Raw genomic sequence first — 17157 nt, 5'->3', positions numbered from 1 at the left:
GCCGGCGCCGCTGAGTATGGTCCCTCTATGGGTAAGGGGCAGCGGTGAAGAGGCTTAGCGGCTGGGACTCGGTGCTGCTGTACAGCGAAACGCCGAACGTGCACATGCACACCATCAAAGCCGCCGTCATCGAACTGGACGTTGATCGGCGTTCCCTGGACGTCGACGCGTTCCGGCAAGTCATCGCCGGCCGGCTGAACAAGCTCGATCCGTTCTGCTACCAGCTCATCGAGGTCCCCCTCAACTTCCACCACCCGATGTGGCGGGAAAACTGCGAGGTCGACCTCGACTATCACATCCGTCCCTGGCGAGTGTCGCCGCCCGGGGGCCGCCGCGAGCTGGACGAAGCCATCGGGCAAATCGCCAGCACCCCGCTCGACCGCGGCCGCCCGCTCTGGGAGATGTACTTCGTGGAAGGGTTGGCCAACAACAGGATTGCGGTCGTCGGCAAAATTCACCACGCGCTCGCCGACGGCGTCGCATCCGCGAATTTGTTGGCCCGCGGCATGGACCTGCAGCCGTGCCCGGACGGCGGACCGTACATGTGCGACCCGCCCCCGACCACGCGGCAGCTCGTCGCCTCGGCGCTCGCCGACCACGTCCGCCACGTTGGGCGGCTGCCGCACACGATCCGCTACACCGCGCAGGGTTTGGGCCGGGTGCGCCGCAGCACACGCAAGTTCTCCCCGGAACTGACGCGGCCGTTCGAGCCGCCGCCGACGTTCATTAACCACAAGCTCACCCCGGAACGCCGGTTCGCCACCGCCACACTGGCCCTGGCCGACGTCAAGGAGACCGGCAAGCGGCTCGGGGCGACGATCAACGACATGGTGCTGGCCATGTCGACGGGCGCGTTGCGCACCCTGCTGTTGCGCTACGACGGCAAGGCCGAGCCGTTGTTGGCTTCGGTGCCAATGAGTTTCGACTTCTCGCCCGAGCGGATCTCCGGCAATCGTTTCACCGGCGTGCTGGTCGGCCTGCCGACCGATTCCGACGATCCGCTGGAGCGGGTGCGGTGCAGCCACGAGAACGCGATCGCCGCCAAGGAAAGCAACCAGCTGATGGGACCGGAGTTGGTCAGCCGGTGGGCGGCCTACATGCCGCCGGGCCCCACACAGGCCTTCTTCCGGTGGGCGTCCGGCCGCGATGGCCACAACAAGATCCTCAACCTGAACATCTCCAACGTCCCCGGGCCGCGCGAGCGCGGCCGCGTGGGCGGTGCGCTGGTCACCGAGATCTATTCGGTGGGCCCGTTGACCGCCGGCAGTGGGCTCAACATCACCGTGTGGAGCTATGTCGATCAGCTCAACATCTCGGTGCTCGCCGACGGGGCCACGTGCGAGGACCCGCACGAGGTCACCGACGCCATGGTCAACGATTTCATCGAAATACGCAGGGCCGCAGGGATTTCGGAGAAGCTCACCACAATCGAAGCCGCGATGGCGCCGGCCTGACCGGGTCGGCACGGTCGCTGACCGCGCGCGGGCGGTAACCCGAATCTCGCCGGGCCGTTAACGCCATTCCCGTCGACCGTTACCATCGGTCCGACAAGTCAGTAGCGTGACGAACAAGGGAGCACCGTGAGCGAAGAGGCCAACGAACCCGAAGTCCTGGTCGAACAGCGGGACCGGATCCTCATCATCACGATCAACCGGCCGAAGGCCAAGAACGCGGTCAACTCCGCGGTGGCCAACGGCCTGGCCGCCGCCGTCGACCGGCTCGACGACGAACCCGGCCTGTCGGTCGGCATCCTCACCGGCGCGGGCGGCTCGTTCTGCGCGGGCATGGACCTCAAGGCCTTCGCCCGCGGCGAGCTCCCGATCGTCGAGGGCCGCGGCATGGGCTTCACCGAACGTCCGCCGGTCAAGCCGCTGATCGCGGCGGTCGAGGGCTACGCGCTGGCCGGCGGCACCGAGCTGGCGTTGGCGACCGACCTGATCGTGGCCTCCAAGGACTCGGCGTTCGGCATCCCGGAGGTCAAGCGCGGCCTGGTCGCCGGGGGCGGCGGGCTGCTGCGGCTGCCGCAACGCATCCCGTCCGCGATCGCCATGGAGCTGGCACTGACCGGTGAAAACCTGAGCGCCGAGCGCGCGCACGCGCTGGGAATGGTCAACGTCCTCGCCGAGCCCGGATCGGCGCTGGACGCGGCGATCGAGCTGGCCGAGAAGATCGCCGCGAACGGGCCGCTGGCGGTGGCCGCCACCAAGCAGATCATCGTCGAGTCCCGCGGCTGGAGCCCCGAGACCATGTTCGCCGAGCAGAACAAGCTGCTCGCCCCGGTGTTCTCCTCCAACGACGCCAAGGAGGGCGCGATCGCCTTCGCCGAGAAGCGCCCGCCCAAGTGGACGGGCACTTAATCGGTCAGGTAGCGCTGCAGCGTCGGCCCCAGCCGGCCGACCAGGTCCTCGATGCTGGTCGACGCGAGCGGCTCGATCTTCAGCTGGTAGCGCGCGAAGGCGAGCCCGGCCAGGTGGCTGGCCACCAGCTCGACCCGTAGCTCGGCATCGGCAACCCCGAATTCCGTCGCGACCCGCTCGGCGATCGGGCCGGCGAGGCTGTCGTGCAACACCTTTCGCGCCTCGGGGTGGATCGCCGCCGAACGCCACAGCGTCAGGAAGGGCTCGAACACGGCGCCTTGTTCCCAGTGCTCGAGGAAGCGGCGCGCCAGCCGTTCGCCGACCCGTTCGGTCCCCTCGTCGAGCAGCGTGGCCAGCTGGTGCAACGGGTGCTCGGGACCGGTCAGCGTGGACGCGGTGAACAGACCTTCCTTGTTGCCGAAAAAGTAGTAGACCATCGCGACGTCCACACCGGCGTCGGCCGCGATTGCGCGGACGGTGGCCCGTTCGTACCCGTCGCGCATGAAGCGTTCGCGCGCCGCATCGATGATGCGCTGTCTGTTCACTTGGCCGGTGCGCCACCGGCCGGCGCGCCGCGCTGCTGGCATGCGCACCAGAATACTTCAACAAGCGTTGGCGAATGCCGTCGCGCGGCGTACCTTAGTTGTTGAACGAAGGTTGAAGTATTAGCTGAAGGAGGCCTTCAATGGTGACGAGGACGCGGCGACGCCTGTGGTGGCGCCACCTGATGTCGGTCCTGTTGTTCCCGGCGACGATGACGCTCGTGGTGCCGGCCCTGATCGTCGGCACGGCCGGCGTGCACGAGCCGCGCCTGGATGCCGCGCCGACGATCGCGCTGATCACGGTCGGCTGCGTGCTGATCGCCGCCGGCCTGGCCCTGATGATCTGGACGAATGTGCTGTTCGACCGGGTGGGCGAGGGGACGCTCGGGCTGGGCAACGTGATGGGGGAGCCGGTCCATCTGGTGGTGCGGGGCCCGTATCGGCACGTGCGGAACCCGATGATCACCGGCGTGCTGTGCATCCTGCTCGGCGAGGCGGCCATCATTGCATCGGGCCCGCTATTGCTTTGGTTCGCAATCTTTTTCACGTTCCAGGCCATCGCCATCCGGTTCTGGGAGGAACCCCATCTCGCCGAGCGCTACGGCCGTGAATACGTCGACTATCGAAGCAACGTGCCGCGCTGGATCCCGCGGGTCTCGGCCTGGGATCCGCCCGCCCGCTCCTGAGGCGGTGGCAAGCGCCGGCACCGATCGCAACTCGGGGTTCCCGTCCCACCGTTGCCGTCGAGGGACCCGCCGTGACCAGGGCGCCCGTCGCGCGGCAAGCTCGGCATCGAGGGACAATCCGGCTGAGTTACACTGCAGACGAGATTTGTAAAGGGCCGGGAATCCAGAAGGATCGAGGATGAGCATTTCGTTGCTGCTCGAGATGGCCGTGTCCGGCGACGCCGAGCGCACCGCGGTGGTGTCCGGCGATTTGCGGCTGACCACGCAGCAGCTCAGCGATCTTGCCGACGGCGGCGCGGGGGTGGTCGCGGCCTCGGGAGCCAAGCACCTGGTGTACGTGGGCACCGGCGGCGCGATGCTGCCGGTGTTGATCTTCGCCGCGGCGCGCGCCGGGGTGGCGTTCACGCCGATCAATTACCGGCTCTCCGCCGAGGGCATCCAGGCGCTGATCGAGCGGCTGCCCGAGCCGTTGGTGGTGGTCGACGGTCGCTACCGGGAGATGATCGGCGGCGTGTCGGACCGGGTGATGGTGTCCGACGACTTCCTCGACGCCGCCGGCGGTGCCGAGCCCGCGGCGGAATTCCCCGATCCGGACGCCGTCGCGATCGTGCTGTTCACGTCGGGCACCACCTCGCAGCCCAAGGCCGTCGAGCTCTCGCACAACAACCTGACCAGTTACGTCACCGGGACGGTGGAATTCGGGGCGGCCGCCGACACCGATGCCGCGCTGATCTGCGTGCCGCCGTACCACATCGCCGGGGTCAGCGCCGCGCTGTCGAATCTGTATGCCGGCCGCAAGATGGTGTACCTGCCCAATTTCGATGCGCAGGAATGGGTTCGGCTGATCAACACGGAGAACGTGACCACCGCGACGGTGGTGCCGACCATGCTCGACCGCATCGTCACGGTGCTGGAGAACGGGGACGGGCCGGCCATCGAGTTGCCGTCGCTGCGCAACCTCGCCTACGGCGGCTCCAAGGTCGGTTTGCCGCTGGTTCGCCGGGCCCTCGAGCTGCTGCCCGACGTGGGCTTCGTCAACGCCTACGGCCTGACCGAGACCAGCTCGACGATCGCGGTGCTGACACCCGACGACCATCGCGCGGCGCTGGCGGCGTCGACTCCGGAGGGCGCGCGGCGGCTGGGGTCGGTCGGGCAGGCGGTGGCGGGCATCGAGCTGCAGATCCGCGACGAGGCCGGCAACGTGCTGCCGCCGGGCGAGACCGGTGAGCTGTTCGTGCGGGGCGAGCAGGTCTCGGGCCGCTATACCGGGATCGGTTCGGTGCTCGACGAGAACGGCTGGTTCCCGACCAAGGACATCGCCATGCTCGACGACGAGGGCTACCTGTTCATCGGTGGGCGCAGCGACGACACGATCATCCGCGGCGGCGAGAACATCGCGCCCGCCGAACTCGAAGAGGTCCTGGTCGAGCACCCCCACGTGCGGGACGTCGCCGTGGTCGGGGTCGAGGATCCGCAGTGGGGCCAGGCGATCGTCGCGGTGGTGGTGCCGGCGCCGGGCGTCGACCCCGACCCCGCGGAACTGCGCGAATTCGTCCGCAAGAGTTTGCGCGGATCACGCACCCCCGACGAGGTAGTGTTTCGCGACGAGCTGCCCACCACCGCCACCGGCAAGGTGTTGCGGCGGGAGATCATCCAGACCCTCACGGAATTGCGCTCCGCGCCGGCCCAGCAGTAAGCGATCAAGGACGGAAATCAATGATCAAGAACGGAACTCGTCTCGCCAGCCAGGTATGCGACACCCAGGTGATCGTCGTCAGAAGCGCGGACAGCCTCGACGACCTGCGGTGTGGCGGTGCGCCGATGGTGCCGGTGGGCGCCGAGCGCTCGGGCGAACTGGACCCGGCGTTCTCCGACGGCACGGTCATGGGCAAGCGCTACGTGGACGAATCCGGCGCCGAGGTGCTGGTGACCAAGCCCGGCGCCGGAAGCCTGAGCATCGGGCAGACCGCGCTGCACCTCAAAGAGGTCAAGCCGCTACCCGCGAGCGACTGACGACGTCACTGCGAGCCGGCAGGCTTGCCCGGGATCTTGTTCCGGAGAACGAATTCCTTTGCCTTGATCAGGAATTCGAGCTGCTCACCCACTTGGTGTAGTGGGCCTGCGTTGCGGGTCGACCGCGACAGGACGATGGCGCCCTCCAGCGCGGAGATCGACATCACGGCCAGCGACGCGGCGTCAGCGTCGTCGAAGCCGTCATTGACGAACGCGCGGGTGAGCGCGGTGCACCAGCGGCCCAGGATCGCGCCGGCCTCGGTGGAGAGCTTGGGCCCGTCACCGTCGGAACACCCGATCGCCGCCGCCACCACCGGGCAGCCGGCGGTGAAGCCGCCCTCGGTGAGCAGCCGCTCCCAGTACCCGACGAACTCGGCCAACAACTCCCGGGCGCCGCGCCCGGCGGCGTCGTCGATCAGGGCGGTGATGGAGTCGCCGGAGTAGCGCAGCGCTTCGGTCAGGATCTGATTGCGCCCGTCGGGAAAGTGGTAGTAGACCGAGCCACGCGGGGCGCCACTGCGGGCGAGCACCGCGTCGATCGTCACGCCCGCGGCGCCGCGCTCACGCATCACCTCGGCGGCGCTGGCCAGCATTTTTGTCCGGGTGTCCCCGCGCTTCGTCGGGGCGTCACCGATAGTCGGCACTGTCGTACCTCCCGAGGCTGGCGTCATGCAGCGTGCGAGTGGCGCAGCGCCGGCCAGTGCATATGACGCGGGCTGAAGCGGAATGTCCGGCGCCGCAACTCTGGCATCTCGCGGGTGAATTGATAGCCGGCGACGTTGAGCTCAATGATCCACATGGTGTTCTCCCGGCCTGTGTGCGGCCCTTGATTATGCTAAGAACCATATAAGACATCCGTAAATTAAGCAATTTCTCAGGCGAAATGTGACGTACGCCGCACAAACAGGGCGCGTCGGCGCGGCGGTCCGCACTTGCGGCCGCGTGAACCGGCCGAAAATATGCTCTATTGCATAACCGCTAGAACGCGGCCAGGGACGGCCCCCCAAACGCCGAACGCGCACCCACGGCGAAAAATCGGCAGATATCTCGCCCTGCGTGCACGTTCGACGCGGGATTTAGCTTTCGATCGTGTGGCCCATCGGCATCAGCACGCTCTTCTGCTGGGTGAAGTGCTCGACGCCCTCGGGTCCGTTCTCGCGGCCGATGCCGGAGTTCTTGTAGCCGCCGAACGGGCAGCACGGGTCGAACGCGTACCAGTTGATCGCGTACGTCCCGGTGCGGATCTTCTCCGAGACCTCGATGCCCCGCTGCACGTCGGCGGTCCACACGCTGCCGGCCAGCCCGTACACCGAGTCGTTGGCGATCTTGATCGCATCCTCCTCGGTGTCGTAGGGGATGATCGAGAGCACCGGCCCGAAGATCTCCTCCTGGGCGATCGTCATCTTGTTGTCGACGTCGGCGAACACCGTCGGCTGCACGAAGAAGCCGCCGTCGAGGCCCTCGGGACGGCCGCCGCCGCACACCAGCCGCGCACCCTCCTCGATGCCCTTGGCGATGTAGCCCTCCACCCGGGCCCGCTGCTTCTCCGAGATCAGCGAACCGATCTGGGCGGCCGGGTCCGACGGCAGGCCCACCGGCAGCGCCTGCACGAAAGTGCTTACCGCGTCCACGATTTCGTCGTACCGCGAGCGCGGAGCCAGGATGCGGGTCTGGGCCACGCAGGCCTGCCCGGTGTTCATGATCCCGGAGAACACCAGCATCGGGATCGCCGAAGGCAGGTCGACGTCGTCGAGGACGATGGCCGCCGACTTCCCGCCCAGCTCCAGGGTGCACGGCTTGAGCATGTCGGCGGCGCGACGGCCGATCTCCTTGCCCACCGCCGAGCTGCCGGTGAAGGAGAAGATGTCGACGTCCGGGTTGGAGGTCAGCGCCTGCCCGGTCTCGATCCCGCCGGGCACCACCGACAGCACGCCATCGGGCAGCCCCGCCTCGGCGAAGGCCTCCGCCAAAGCGTTTGCGCTCAGCGGTGTTTCGGCCGCCGGCTTGAGCACCACCGTGCAGCCGGCCAGCAGCGCCGGGCCCAGCTTGTTGACCGCCAAAAACAGCGGCACGTTCCAGGCCACGATCGCGCCCACCACACCGATCGGCTCGCGGTGGACGATGCTCTGCCCGTAGCCGCCGGTGCGGACCTCTTTCCACTTGACCTGGTCGACGGCCGGGCCGGCGAAGAAGTTCAGCGCCCCGATCGAGCTCATCCAGTGCATCGTTTCGACGGTCGTCGGCGGCTGGCCGGTCTCGGCCGCGAGCAGCTGGGTGAACAGGTCCTTGCGCTCCTCCATCACCTTGAGCGCGTTGGCGATGACGGCGGCGCGCTCCTTCGGCGGCGTGGTCGGCCACGGGCCGTTGTCGAAGGCCGCGCGGGCCGCGGCGACGGCGGCGTCGACGTCGGCCGCGGCGGCCAGCGGCACCTTGCCGACGTAGTCACCGGTGGCCGGACAGGTCACCTCGATCACCTCGGAGGTCGACGGTTCCGTCCACTTGCCGCCGATGAAAAGCTTGTCGTATTCGGTCTTAGCGTCTGTCATCTTCCGCCACTCCTCCTGCTTGTTCAGATCGCACTGCCCTGTCATCGTCGTCGGCGGGCATGCGCGCCACCCTACCCAAGCCAGGGCAAAACGAGAACACGTTTCACTCTTGGGGTTGCAGGACCAGCACCAGATTGCTCACCAGGAACTCGCGCAGCACCGGCACGCCCGTCAGCCACCACGCCCATCGCGGGTGGTAGCGGGGAAATGCGGCCAGCGCGGCGCCGGTGTTCGCGGCCCACGTCAGGCCGTCGGCCGCCGACACCTCGAACAACGACGACCCGTAGTTGTTTTTGGCGGGATGGCCGTGCTTGCGCGCGTAGCGCGCCGCGGCGCGCTCGCCCCCCAGGTAGTGGGTCAGGCCCATCTCGTGTCCGCCGAACGGGCCCAGCCAGACCGTGTAGGACAGCACGGCCAGCCCGCCGGGCCGGGTCACTCGCAGCATCTCGGCGCCGAGTTGCCAGGGCCGCGGCACGTGTTCGGCGACGTTGGACGACAGGCAGATGTCCACCGAATCGTCGGCGAACGGCAGCGCCATGCCCGACGCGCGCACGAAGGTTCCCCCGGCCGCCGCGTCGGCGGGTCCGGCCGCGTGCATCTCGCCCGGGTCGGGCTCGACGCCGACGTAGTCGAGTCCGGCGCGGGCGAAGGCCGTCGCGAAGAAGCCCGGCCCGCCGCCGACGTCGAGCAGCGTGCGGCCGGCGGGGGAGTCCGCGTGGGCGGCGCGCCACAGGTCGCTCACCATCGCCACGGTGTCGGCGGCCAGCGCGCCGTAGAAGCGGGCGGGATCGGTCTGCTCGTAGCGAAACTCCGACAGCAACCGCACCGAGCGGGCCAGCGTCGCCCGGCGAGCGAAGAGGTCGGTCACGGCCACCGGCCAACCCTACGGCCGGGCGCGCAACCGGGCGCGCACATAGTGTGGCGGCAAAGAGGGTACGGAAGCGACGAAGACCCAGACGACGGCTCCGACGAAGGTGGCTCAGGCAGCGAAATGGATGTTCCCGATTGGGTGTGGGCCCTGACCGTCTTGGCCATCGTCGGGCTGTTGGCCTTCGACTTCTTCTTCCATGTCCGCAAGGCGCACGCCCCGACGCTGCGGGAGGCCGCGCTGTGGTCGATGGCCTACGTCGGCATCGCGCTGCTGTTCGGCGTCGGCCTGCTCGCGTTCGGAGGCCACGAGGAGGGCCCGGAATACTTCGCCGGGTACGTCACCGAGAAGGCGCTCTCGGTCGACAACCTGTTCGTCTTCTTGATGATCATGGCCAGCTTCCGGGTGCCGCGCGAGGATCAGCAGAAGGTGCTGCTGTTCGGGATCGTCTTCTCGCTGATCGCGCGGACCGGCTTCATCTTTCTGGGCGCCACGCTGATCAACACGTTCGCATGGGTCTTCTACCTGTTCGGGCTGATCCTGCTGCTCGCCGCCGGCGGCGTGCTGCGGCCCGACGAGCGCGAGGAATCCCACAAGGCCGACAACGTCGTCATCCGGATCGCGAAGAAGGTCCTGCACACCACCGAGCACTATGACGACGACAGGTTGTTCACGATGGTGGATGGCCGGCGCGCGATGACGCCGATGCTGCTGGTCATGGTGGCCATCGGTGGAACGGACATCTTCTTCGCGCTCGACTCGATCCCGGCGATCTTCGGCCTCACCCAGAACGTCTACATCGTGTTCACCGCGACGGCCTTCTCGCTGCTGGGCCTGCGCCAGCTGTACTTCCTCATCGAGGGCCTGCTGGACCGGCTGGTCTACCTCTCGTACGGCCTCGGGGCGATTCTGGGCTTCATCGGCGTCAAGCTGATCCTGCATGCGCTGCACGAGAACAACGTCCCCTTCATCAACGACGGCGAGCCGGTCTCGCTGGTCGAGATCAGCACCTACCTGTCGCTGGCCGTGATCGTCGGCGTTCTGGTCGTCACCGTCGTCGCCTCGTTGCTGAGCCCCATGGGCAAGGCCCGGACGGCCATCGCCGGCGCCCGGCGGCACGCGACGGCCTATCTCGACTCCGAATACACCCACGACGCGGGCGAACGCGAGCGCATCTTCCGCAAGCTGCTGGACGAGCGCGACCAGATCCTCGCGCTCGGTCCCAAGTACCGCCAGCTGGTCCGCGACGAGCCGGCGCTGATCGACCTGTTCGACCGCGCGGCCGCCAAGCACGACGAAGCCGTCGGCCGCGGCGAGGCCGAGCCGTTCGTCAGGATGGGCCTGACCTCCTGAGAAGCCGGCCGCCGGCGCGCGCTGTGTAGTGTTGCGCTCTAGTGTTCGATTCCCTGCTTGATGCGCTCGGCAACTCGTGGTGGGCGTATCCGCTGATCCTGGCCTCGTGCACTTTCGACGCCATCCTCCCCCTGTTGCCGAGCGAGACGGCGCTGCTGACCGGCGGCATCCTCGCGGCCAACGGTTCGATGCTGCTGGGCTGGGTGATCGTCATGGCGGCCATCGGCGCGTTCGTCGGCGACAACCTCGCGTACGCGATCGGCCACTCGGCCGACGACTTCGCCCGCCGCTGGATCACCCGCGGCGAGAAGGGACAGCGCAGCCTGGACTGGGCCCACCGGGAACTGGAGCGGCACGGGGGCCCGCTGGTGATCGTGGCCCGGTTCCTGCCCGGGGGCCGCACGGCCACCACCATCGCCTGCGGCGTGCTGGACTTCCCCTATCGCCAGTTCGTGGTGTTCGACGCGATCGGCGCCGTGGTGTGGGCGACGCTCAACACCCTGATCGGCTACATCGGCGGCAACGCGTTCGCCGATAACACGGTCGCGGCGTTCGCGGTGGCGTTCGGGACGGCGCTGGCGCTGGCCGGGATCATCGAACTGATCCGGTGGGTGCGCCGTCGCGCCCGGCAGGAAGGGCGGGTGCGGCGCTAGCGGTCCCGCATGGCGCGCCGACCGATTCCCATTAGGCTGACCGGTGATGTCTGCTCTGCGCTCGGTCCTGCTGCTGTGCTGGCGCGATACCGGGCACCCGCAGGGCGGCGGCAGCGAAGCCTATCTGCAGCGCATCGGTGCGCAGCTGGCCGCCTCGGGGATCGACGTCACGCTGCGCACCGCCCGCTATCCCGGCGCGGCGCGCCGCGAAGTCGTCGACGGCGTGCGGATCGACCGCGCCGGTGGCCGGTACTCGGTGTACGTCTGGGCGTTGCTGGCGATGGCGGCGGCCCGGCTCGGGGTGGGCCCGCTGCGCAAGGTGCGGCCCGACGTGGTCGTCGACACCCAGAACGGGTTGCCCTTTCTGGCGCGGCTGGTCTACGGCCGCCGCGTGGTGGTGCTGGTGCATCACTGCCACCGCCAGCAGTGGCCGGTGGCCGGCCCGGTGCTCGGCCGGCTCGGCTGGTTCGTCGAGTCGACGCTGTCGCCCCGGGTGAACCGGCGCAACCAGTACGTGACGGTGTCGCTGCCGTCCGCGCGGGACCTGGTCACCCTGGGCGTCAATGGCGCGCAGATCGCGGTGGTGCGCAACGGCCTGGATCTGGCGCCGGCGCAATCGTTGTCGGGCCCGCGCGCGGCCGCGCCGCGCGTGGTCGTGTTGTCGCGGCTGGTGCCCCACAAGCAGATCGAGGACGCGCTCGAAGCGGTCGCGGCGCTGCTGCCGCGGACGCCGGGCCTGCATCTCGACATCGTCGGGGACGGCTGGTGGCGCGAGCGGCTCGTCGAGCACGCGCGACGGCTCGGCATCTGCGCCGCGGTGACGTTCCACGGTCACGTCGACGACGTGACGAAACACCATGTGCTGCAAGCGGCTTGGGTGCACGTGCTGCCCTCGCGCAAGGAGGGCTGGGGGCTGGCGGTCATCGAGGCGGCCCAGCACTCGGTGCCGACCATCGGCTACCGGTCCTCGGGCGGCCTGTCGGACTCTATCGTCGACGAGGTGACCGGGATCTTGGTGGACACCCACGCCGAGCTGGTGGACCGTCTCGAGGAACTGCTCGCCGATCCGGTGCTGCGCGACCAACTCGGCGCCAAGGCGCACACCCGCAGCGGCGAGTTCTCCTGGGCGCAAAGCGCCGACGCGATGCGCGGCGTGCTGGACGCGGTGCACTGCGGCCGCACGGTGCACGGACTAGTCACCGGGCGGGGCTGACCGAGGCGCGGCGCCGCCACGCGCCGATTCCCGCGCCGGCGCCGCCCGCGACCAACAACGCCAGCCACGCCGCATGGGCGATCACCGTCGCCGCCCGGCGATCGGCCGACACCCCGGCGCTTTGCCCGCCGACCCGGTAGAGCGCGATCGCGTCGTCCCGGTAGACCGGCGCCAGCGCGCCCAGGGTGCGGGCGGCCGCCCCCATGTCGCCGGCGCTGTCCGATTCCACCACCAGCCATCCCACGCCCGCCGCCGCCAGCGCCGACGGATCGGGCCCGGCCAGAAGCAGCCGCTGCACTTCGCGGGCGTGCGCGCCCTCGCCTGCGATGGTGGACCCCGAGATCACCAGGTCGCCGCTGCTCAGCACCTCGGCGCGCACCCAGCGCGGCAGCGGGTCCAGCACCGGCGCGGCGCCCGACCAGAAGAAGAGCCGCATCGTCCCGGCCGGCAATACCGCCACCGCGGCCGGCCGTGCGTTGATCGCCGCGGCGACGGCGGTCCAGCCGTGCGGGTAGTGAACCGGCGACACCTTGCCCCACACCCCCCAGGCCAGGTCGGGCAGCGCCAGGAGCAGCGCCAGGCAGCAGACGAGCGCCGCCGCAACGTCCGCAGGCGGCGGCGTCCGCCGTCGCAACGTCACCACCGCGCCGGCGCCCGCCACCGTGTAGCCGGGCACGGCGAGCGCCACCCACTTCTGCCCGTCGCGCAGCACGCCGAATCCCGGCACGGCGTCGACCACCGCGCCCAGCAGGTGCAGGCCCGGCCCGGTGGCCAGCGCCGCGGGAACCAGCACCGACACCGCGGCCAGCACCAGCAGCGGAACCGCCACCGACCGGCGGGCGACCGCCGGCAGGCCCGCCGCCACGATCCCGAGCAGCACCACGGCCGAGGACACCGCGAAAAGCGTGGCGCGCGAAGCGGGTACGGCGTCGCCGTTCCAGATTCCGCCGAGGCTGGCCAGGCTGGCGAGCGTGCCCAGGCCGGGCTCGGCGCGCGGCGCGAACGCCTCGACCCCCAGCCGGTTCGCCGCGGTGTGGGCGGTCAGCGAAGCGCCCAGCGCCGACGCGACCAACCACGGCAGCGCGGCCACCAGCGCGACGCCCAGCGCCGCCGCGGCGCACCACCGGCGCGGCCAGGGCCCGGCCGTGCCGTCACCCGGGGCGGCCACGCAGACCAGCGCCACCGTCGCGGCCAACAGCAGCCCGGTCGGGGTCAGACCGGCCAGCGCGATCCAGAAGGCCAGCCCGAACAGCGAGCCGGATCCCGCGCGCAACGTCAGCATGGCCGTCGCCACCCAGGGCAGGCAGCCGTAGCCGACCAGCAGGCTCCAATGGCCCTGCAGAAGTCGTTCGGCGACATAGGGATTCCAGATCGCCAGCGTGATCGCGACGAACTGCCCGGGCGCGCCCGCAGGCGGCAGGGCCACCTCGACGAGCCGGGCCGCGCCCCAGCCCGCCAGCCACAACCCCACCACGAGCAGCGCTTTGACCACGATGCCGCCGTCGACCACATGCGAGGCGAGCGCCACCGCGAAATCCTGGGGGGTGGCGCGCGGCGCCGAGGTCAACCCCAGGGCGGTGTCGGACAGGTATGACCGCGGCGTCGAGACGGCGTCACGCAGCAGCAGGTACCCCGGGGCCAGCAGCGGCCCGACCACCAGCAGCGCCAGGACCAGTGCGTACCCGGGTCGGGTCCAGCGCACGGTTACCGCATCCGGGCCGGCTATTCGCGGTCGTGCGGGCCGGGCGGATTCGACTCGGTGGGCCCGGCCTCGGTGGGCTCGTCGGGGCCGGACGGTCCGGGGGCCCCAGGCGAGCCGGCCGAGCCGGGCGGATCCCCGCCGGACTCCTGGCGCAGATCGGGACGCTGGGTGGGCAGCTTCTCCGTCTCGGCCTCGGCCCCGGGCACCGGCTCCTCGAGGCCGCTGCGGCCGAAGAAGTCCTGATCGCCGCGATCCAGGCCAGGGTCGGTCAACGCGCTCTCGCTGCGCAGGCTGAACGAGGCGAGCAGCCCCCCGCCCACCAACGCGATCAGCCCCACCGCGGTGAACGTGATCGGCAGCACCCGCGACCACAGCGCCAGCCGGTCGCGCTCGTCGCGGGCCGCGTTGACCTGGGATTCGACCGTGTCCTCGTTCGAGGTGACCTTGTAGTCGGCCAGCGTGAGCTCCGGCTTGAGCGGGTCCCGGGCGAAGTAGTGGTCGGCGTGCTCGGTCTGCTTGACGATGGTGCCCGACACCGGGTCCACCCAGAACGTGCGCTGCGCCGCGTAGTAACGGGTCATGGTGATCTGTTCGTTCGGATCGCCGCCCTGGACGCCCCACATCGACGCCGACGTGGTCTGCTTGGCGTCCTCGTTGCCGGCCAGCAGCGACGGGTACGCCACCGGGGCCACCAGCTTGCCATCGCCGTTGTAGCCGACGTTCTGCGTGAACTTGTAGGTGGTCAGCCCGTTGACGTCTTCCTCGGCGTCGTAGTTGACGTCGAACGGCTTCTGGGCGATCGGATCGAAGTAGGGATAGGTCTTCTTCTCGGTGTGGAACGGGAACCGGTACGACAGCCCGTCGTGCCGCAGCGGCATCGCCGTGGGCGGGTTCTCGTCGTTCACGGCGCGCGGCTTCTGGACCGAGCCGCCGGTGTGGGTGTCGTCGGAGACGGCCAGCGCGGTCTTGCGGTTGAGCGTGACGGTGTCGACGATCGCCAGCAGCAGCCCGCTGTCCTTCTGCTTGTCCGTGCGCCGCAACGAACTTCCGACCTGCAGGGTGACCACGTCGGCGTTGGCGGGCGACTCGACGCTGATCTGCTGCTGGGAGACCAGCGGCACGTTCTGGTTGACGACGACGTGGTCGGTGGACAACGACGCGGAGTCCAGCGCCGTCCCGGTACCGTCGCCGACCAGCGTGGCGTCGAGGTCCAGGGGGACCTTGGTGATCCTGCTGGTGGTGTACGTCGACAACAGCAGCGCGGCGATCAGCAGGGCGGCTCCGAGTCCGATGATCCCGCATGCGGCGAACCGCAACATGACTGCTCGGTTCACGTCGCTGTGCCCTCCTCATGTCCTTGCATTTCTCAGCCGCGACCCGACCCGAGCGAGCAGCCCGGGGCAAACTCGTTTGACCCTAACAGCAGAAAGTAAGGCGGCGGCTTACGAACCTGATGCTCGTGCGGGCGGGTCCTTCGGGTGTACCCATTCGCCGGGCAACCCAGCACGGGCACACTGTGGTGGTGGGCGACGACCAGCGGGTGGGCGGGGTGCGCAGCTTCCTGCCGGCGGTGGAAGGGATGCGCGCCTGCGCGGCGATGGGCGTGGTGGTCACCCACGTCGCCTTCCAGACCGGGCACTCCAGCGGCGCCGCCGGCCGGCTGTTCGGCCGGTTCGACCTCGCCGTCGCGGTGTTCTTCGCGCTGTCGGGTTTCCTGCTGTGGCGCGGGCATGCCGGGGCGGCAAGGGATCTGGGACCCCGCCCCCGCACCGGCCACTACCTGCGGTCCAGGGTCGTGCGCATCATGCCGGCCTATGTGGTCGCCGTCGTCGTGATCCTCACTCTGTTGCCCGACGCTGACCACGCCAGCCCGACGGTGTGGCTGGCCAACCTGACCCTCACCCAGATTTACGTGCCGCTGACGCTCACCGGCGGGCTGACCCAGATGTGGAGCCTGTCGGTCGAGGTCAGCTTCTATCTGGCGCTGCCGGTGCTCGCGCTGCTGGCCCGCCGGCTCCCGGTGCGCGCGCGGGTGCCGGCGATCGCCACGCTGGGCGCCCTGAGCTGGGCGTGGGGCTGGGTGCCGGGCCACGCGGCCGAGGGCGTCAACCCGCTCAACTGGCCGCCGGCGTTCTTCTCCTGGTTCGCCGCCGGCATGCTGCTGGCCGAGTGGGTCCACAGCGGCGTCGGGTTCCCGCACCGCATCGCGCGCCACCGCCTGGTGATGGCCGTCGTCGCGGCGGCGGCCTACCTGGTCGCGGCGTCGCCAGTGGCCGGCCCGGAGGGTCTGGTGCCCGGCACGCCCGCGCAGTTCGCGGTGAAGACCGCCATGGGCGCGCTGGTGGCCTTCGCGTTGGTCGCGCCGCTGGTGCTGGACCGGCCCGACACGCCGCACCGGATCTTGGGGACCGCCGCGATGGTCACCCTGGGCCGCTGGTCCTACGGCCTGTTCATCTGGCACCTGGCCGCGCTGGCCATGGTGTTTCCGGTCGTCGGGACGTTCCCGTTCACCGGCAACATGCCGACGGTGTTGGTGCTGACCTTGGTCTTCGGGTTCGCGATCGCCGCCGTCAGCTACGCGCTGGTGGAGTCGCCCTGCCGAGAAGCCTTGCGGCGCTGGGAGAAACGCGAGCGACCCGCAGATTCCGCGCAGGCCGTCGATGCGGAGGCGGACGCGATCGCGCCCTAGCCGCTGCGGTCCGTCCATCGTTCCAGCGCGTCCGCGGCCAACCTAAGGGCAGGTTCACCGGCGGTGACGAGCTGATACGTTCGTCGGGGTGCGCACAAGATTCGACTTCGACTTCGTGACAACGGCATCGCCTCATGAGGTCGTCGAACTCATGACCGATTTCTCGCCCAACCGACCGCACCGCTGGCCGGCATTGTCGGCCAAGGCGTTCGAGGTGTACCACGTCGGCGAGACCGAGGCCGACGTGCGCGAGGGCCAAGACTTTCCGAAGGTGTGGGCCAAATGGCACTACGACTGGACGAAGCCGAATTCGGTCACACTGACGGTCGTCGAAAGCGATGCGCAGGCGCCGGGCAGCTTCATGACGCTCGAAGCCACGCCCAGGCCCGCGGGTGGCAGTTCCGTGCACGGCGTGTGGGAACAGACCTCGGCGAATCTGACCGGCCTGATCGCTGTCGCGATGATGCGGTTCGCCGGACCACGATTGCTGTCGTCGTACTACAAGAAGGTCTACGACGGGTTGGCGGCCTGACGT

At 69.5% G+C, this 17157-nt stretch carries 16 protein-coding genes; 10 read left to right on the top strand and 6 right to left on the bottom strand.

The window, feature by feature from the left end:
* The first annotated feature begins 44 nt into the window (after window positions 1-44).
* Together W7U_RS20050 and W7U_RS20045 are read left to right on the top strand one after the other, a co-directional pair.
* On the top strand, window positions 45-1454 hold the full coding sequence (locus W7U_RS20050) for a wax ester/triacylglycerol synthase family O-acyltransferase (RefSeq protein WP_008261856.1): 1410 nt from the start codon (window positions 45-47) through the stop codon (window positions 1452-1454).
* A 126-nt stretch (window positions 1455-1580) separates the two neighbouring features.
* Entirely contained in the window at window positions 1581-2357 is a 777-nt protein-coding gene (locus tag W7U_RS20045; RefSeq protein ID WP_008261853.1) for a crotonase/enoyl-CoA hydratase family protein, read from the top strand.
* Here W7U_RS20045 and W7U_RS20040 read toward each other — a convergent pair.
* The gene (locus tag W7U_RS20040; RefSeq protein ID WP_008261850.1) at window positions 2354-2944 is read right to left on the bottom strand and encodes a TetR family transcriptional regulator; all 591 of its coding nucleotides are present in this window, start codon (window positions 2942-2944) and stop codon (window positions 2354-2356) included. The genes W7U_RS20045 and W7U_RS20040 overlap by 4 nt on opposite strands.
* A gap of 98 nt (window positions 2945-3042) precedes the next feature.
* On the opposite strand from W7U_RS20040, the gene W7U_RS20035 reads away from it, so the two are divergent.
* The 3 genes from W7U_RS20035 to W7U_RS20025 all read left to right on the top strand — a co-directional run bounded on the left by W7U_RS20035 (window position 3043) and on the right by W7U_RS20025 (window position 5598).
* Window positions 3043-3585 (top strand): isoprenylcysteine carboxylmethyltransferase family protein, encoded by a 543-nt coding sequence (locus tag W7U_RS20035; protein ID WP_008261849.1) that lies wholly within the window; start codon window positions 3043-3045, stop codon window positions 3583-3585.
* A gap of 178 nt (window positions 3586-3763) precedes the next feature.
* A complete protein-coding gene (locus W7U_RS20030; protein WP_008261848.1) occupies window positions 3764-5281 on the top strand; it encodes a fatty acid--CoA ligase family protein in 1518 nt (505 codons plus the stop codon).
* 20 nt (window positions 5282-5301) lie between these two features.
* The gene (locus W7U_RS20025) at window positions 5302-5598 is read left to right on the top strand and encodes a hypothetical protein (protein ID WP_008261847.1); all 297 of its coding nucleotides are present in this window, start codon (window positions 5302-5304) and stop codon (window positions 5596-5598) included.
* Window positions 5599-5603: 5 nt separating this feature from the next.
* Here W7U_RS20025 and W7U_RS20020 read toward each other — a convergent pair whose 3' ends face one another.
* The 3 genes from W7U_RS20020 to W7U_RS20010 all read right to left on the bottom strand — a co-directional run bounded on the left by W7U_RS20020 (window position 5604) and on the right by W7U_RS20010 (window position 9018).
* Window positions 5604-6269 carry a TetR/AcrR family transcriptional regulator gene (locus W7U_RS20020; protein ID WP_172417544.1) on the bottom strand — a complete coding sequence of 222 codons (666 nt, stop codon included), beginning with the start codon at window positions 6267-6269 and terminating at the stop codon, window positions 5604-5606.
* A 405-nt stretch (window positions 6270-6674) separates the two neighbouring features.
* Window positions 6675-8144, bottom strand: a complete 1470-nt coding sequence (locus tag W7U_RS20015; protein ID WP_008261845.1) for an aldehyde dehydrogenase — start codon at window positions 8142-8144, stop codon at window positions 6675-6677.
* A 103-nt stretch (window positions 8145-8247) separates the two neighbouring features.
* Window positions 8248-9018: a class I SAM-dependent methyltransferase gene (locus W7U_RS20010; protein ID WP_008261844.1), complete on the bottom strand. Its 771-nt coding sequence runs from the start codon at window positions 9016-9018 to the stop codon at window positions 8248-8250.
* Window positions 9019-9135: 117 nt separating this feature from the next.
* On the opposite strand from W7U_RS20010, the gene W7U_RS20005 reads away from it, so the two are divergent.
* Genes W7U_RS20005 through W7U_RS19995 form a run of 3 tightly spaced genes read left to right on the top strand, consistent with a single transcriptional unit; the run spans window position 9136 to window position 12231 of the window.
* Entirely contained in the window at window positions 9136-10365 is a 1230-nt protein-coding gene (locus W7U_RS20005; protein WP_008261842.1) for a TerC family protein, read from the top strand.
* Window positions 10366-10406: 41 nt separating this feature from the next.
* A complete protein-coding gene (locus W7U_RS20000; protein WP_008261841.1) occupies window positions 10407-11018 on the top strand; it encodes a DedA family protein in 612 nt (203 codons plus the stop codon).
* Between the two features lie 46 nt (window positions 11019-11064).
* Window positions 11065-12231, top strand: a complete 1167-nt coding sequence (locus tag W7U_RS19995) for a glycosyltransferase family 4 protein (RefSeq protein ID WP_008261840.1) — start codon at window positions 11065-11067, stop codon at window positions 12229-12231.
* Here the strand turns inward: W7U_RS19995 and W7U_RS19990 are convergent.
* Both W7U_RS19990 and W7U_RS19985 read right to left on the bottom strand, forming a co-directional pair.
* Entirely contained in the window at window positions 12215-13933 is a 1719-nt protein-coding gene (locus tag W7U_RS19990; RefSeq protein ID WP_008261839.1) for a hypothetical protein, read from the bottom strand. The genes W7U_RS19995 and W7U_RS19990 overlap by 17 nt on opposite strands.
* A 20-nt stretch (window positions 13934-13953) precedes the next feature.
* Window positions 13954-15267 carry a porin PorA family protein gene (locus W7U_RS19985; protein WP_157884951.1) on the bottom strand — a complete coding sequence of 438 codons (1314 nt, stop codon included), beginning with the start codon at window positions 15265-15267 and terminating at the stop codon, window positions 13954-13956.
* 119 nt (window positions 15268-15386) lie between these two features.
* On the opposite strand from W7U_RS19985, the gene W7U_RS19980 reads away from it, so the two are divergent.
* Window positions 15387-16622, top strand: coding sequence for an acyltransferase (locus W7U_RS19980; protein WP_085976860.1), 1236 nt, complete (start codon window positions 15387-15389; stop codon window positions 16620-16622).
* Window positions 16623-16710: 88 nt separating this feature from the next.
* The gene (locus W7U_RS19975; RefSeq protein WP_008261835.1) at window positions 16711-17154 is read left to right on the top strand and encodes a hypothetical protein; all 444 of its coding nucleotides are present in this window, start codon (window positions 16711-16713) and stop codon (window positions 17152-17154) included.
* Window positions 17155-17157 lie beyond the last annotated feature (3 nt).

Source organism: Mycobacterium sp. H4Y, from assembly GCF_000364405.1.
Lineage (GTDB): Bacteria > Actinomycetota > Actinomycetes > Mycobacteriales > Mycobacteriaceae > Mycobacterium > Mycobacterium intracellulare.
The sequence above is the reverse complement of the archived record's forward strand: the minus strand, read 5'-3'. Positions and strand labels throughout refer to the sequence as shown.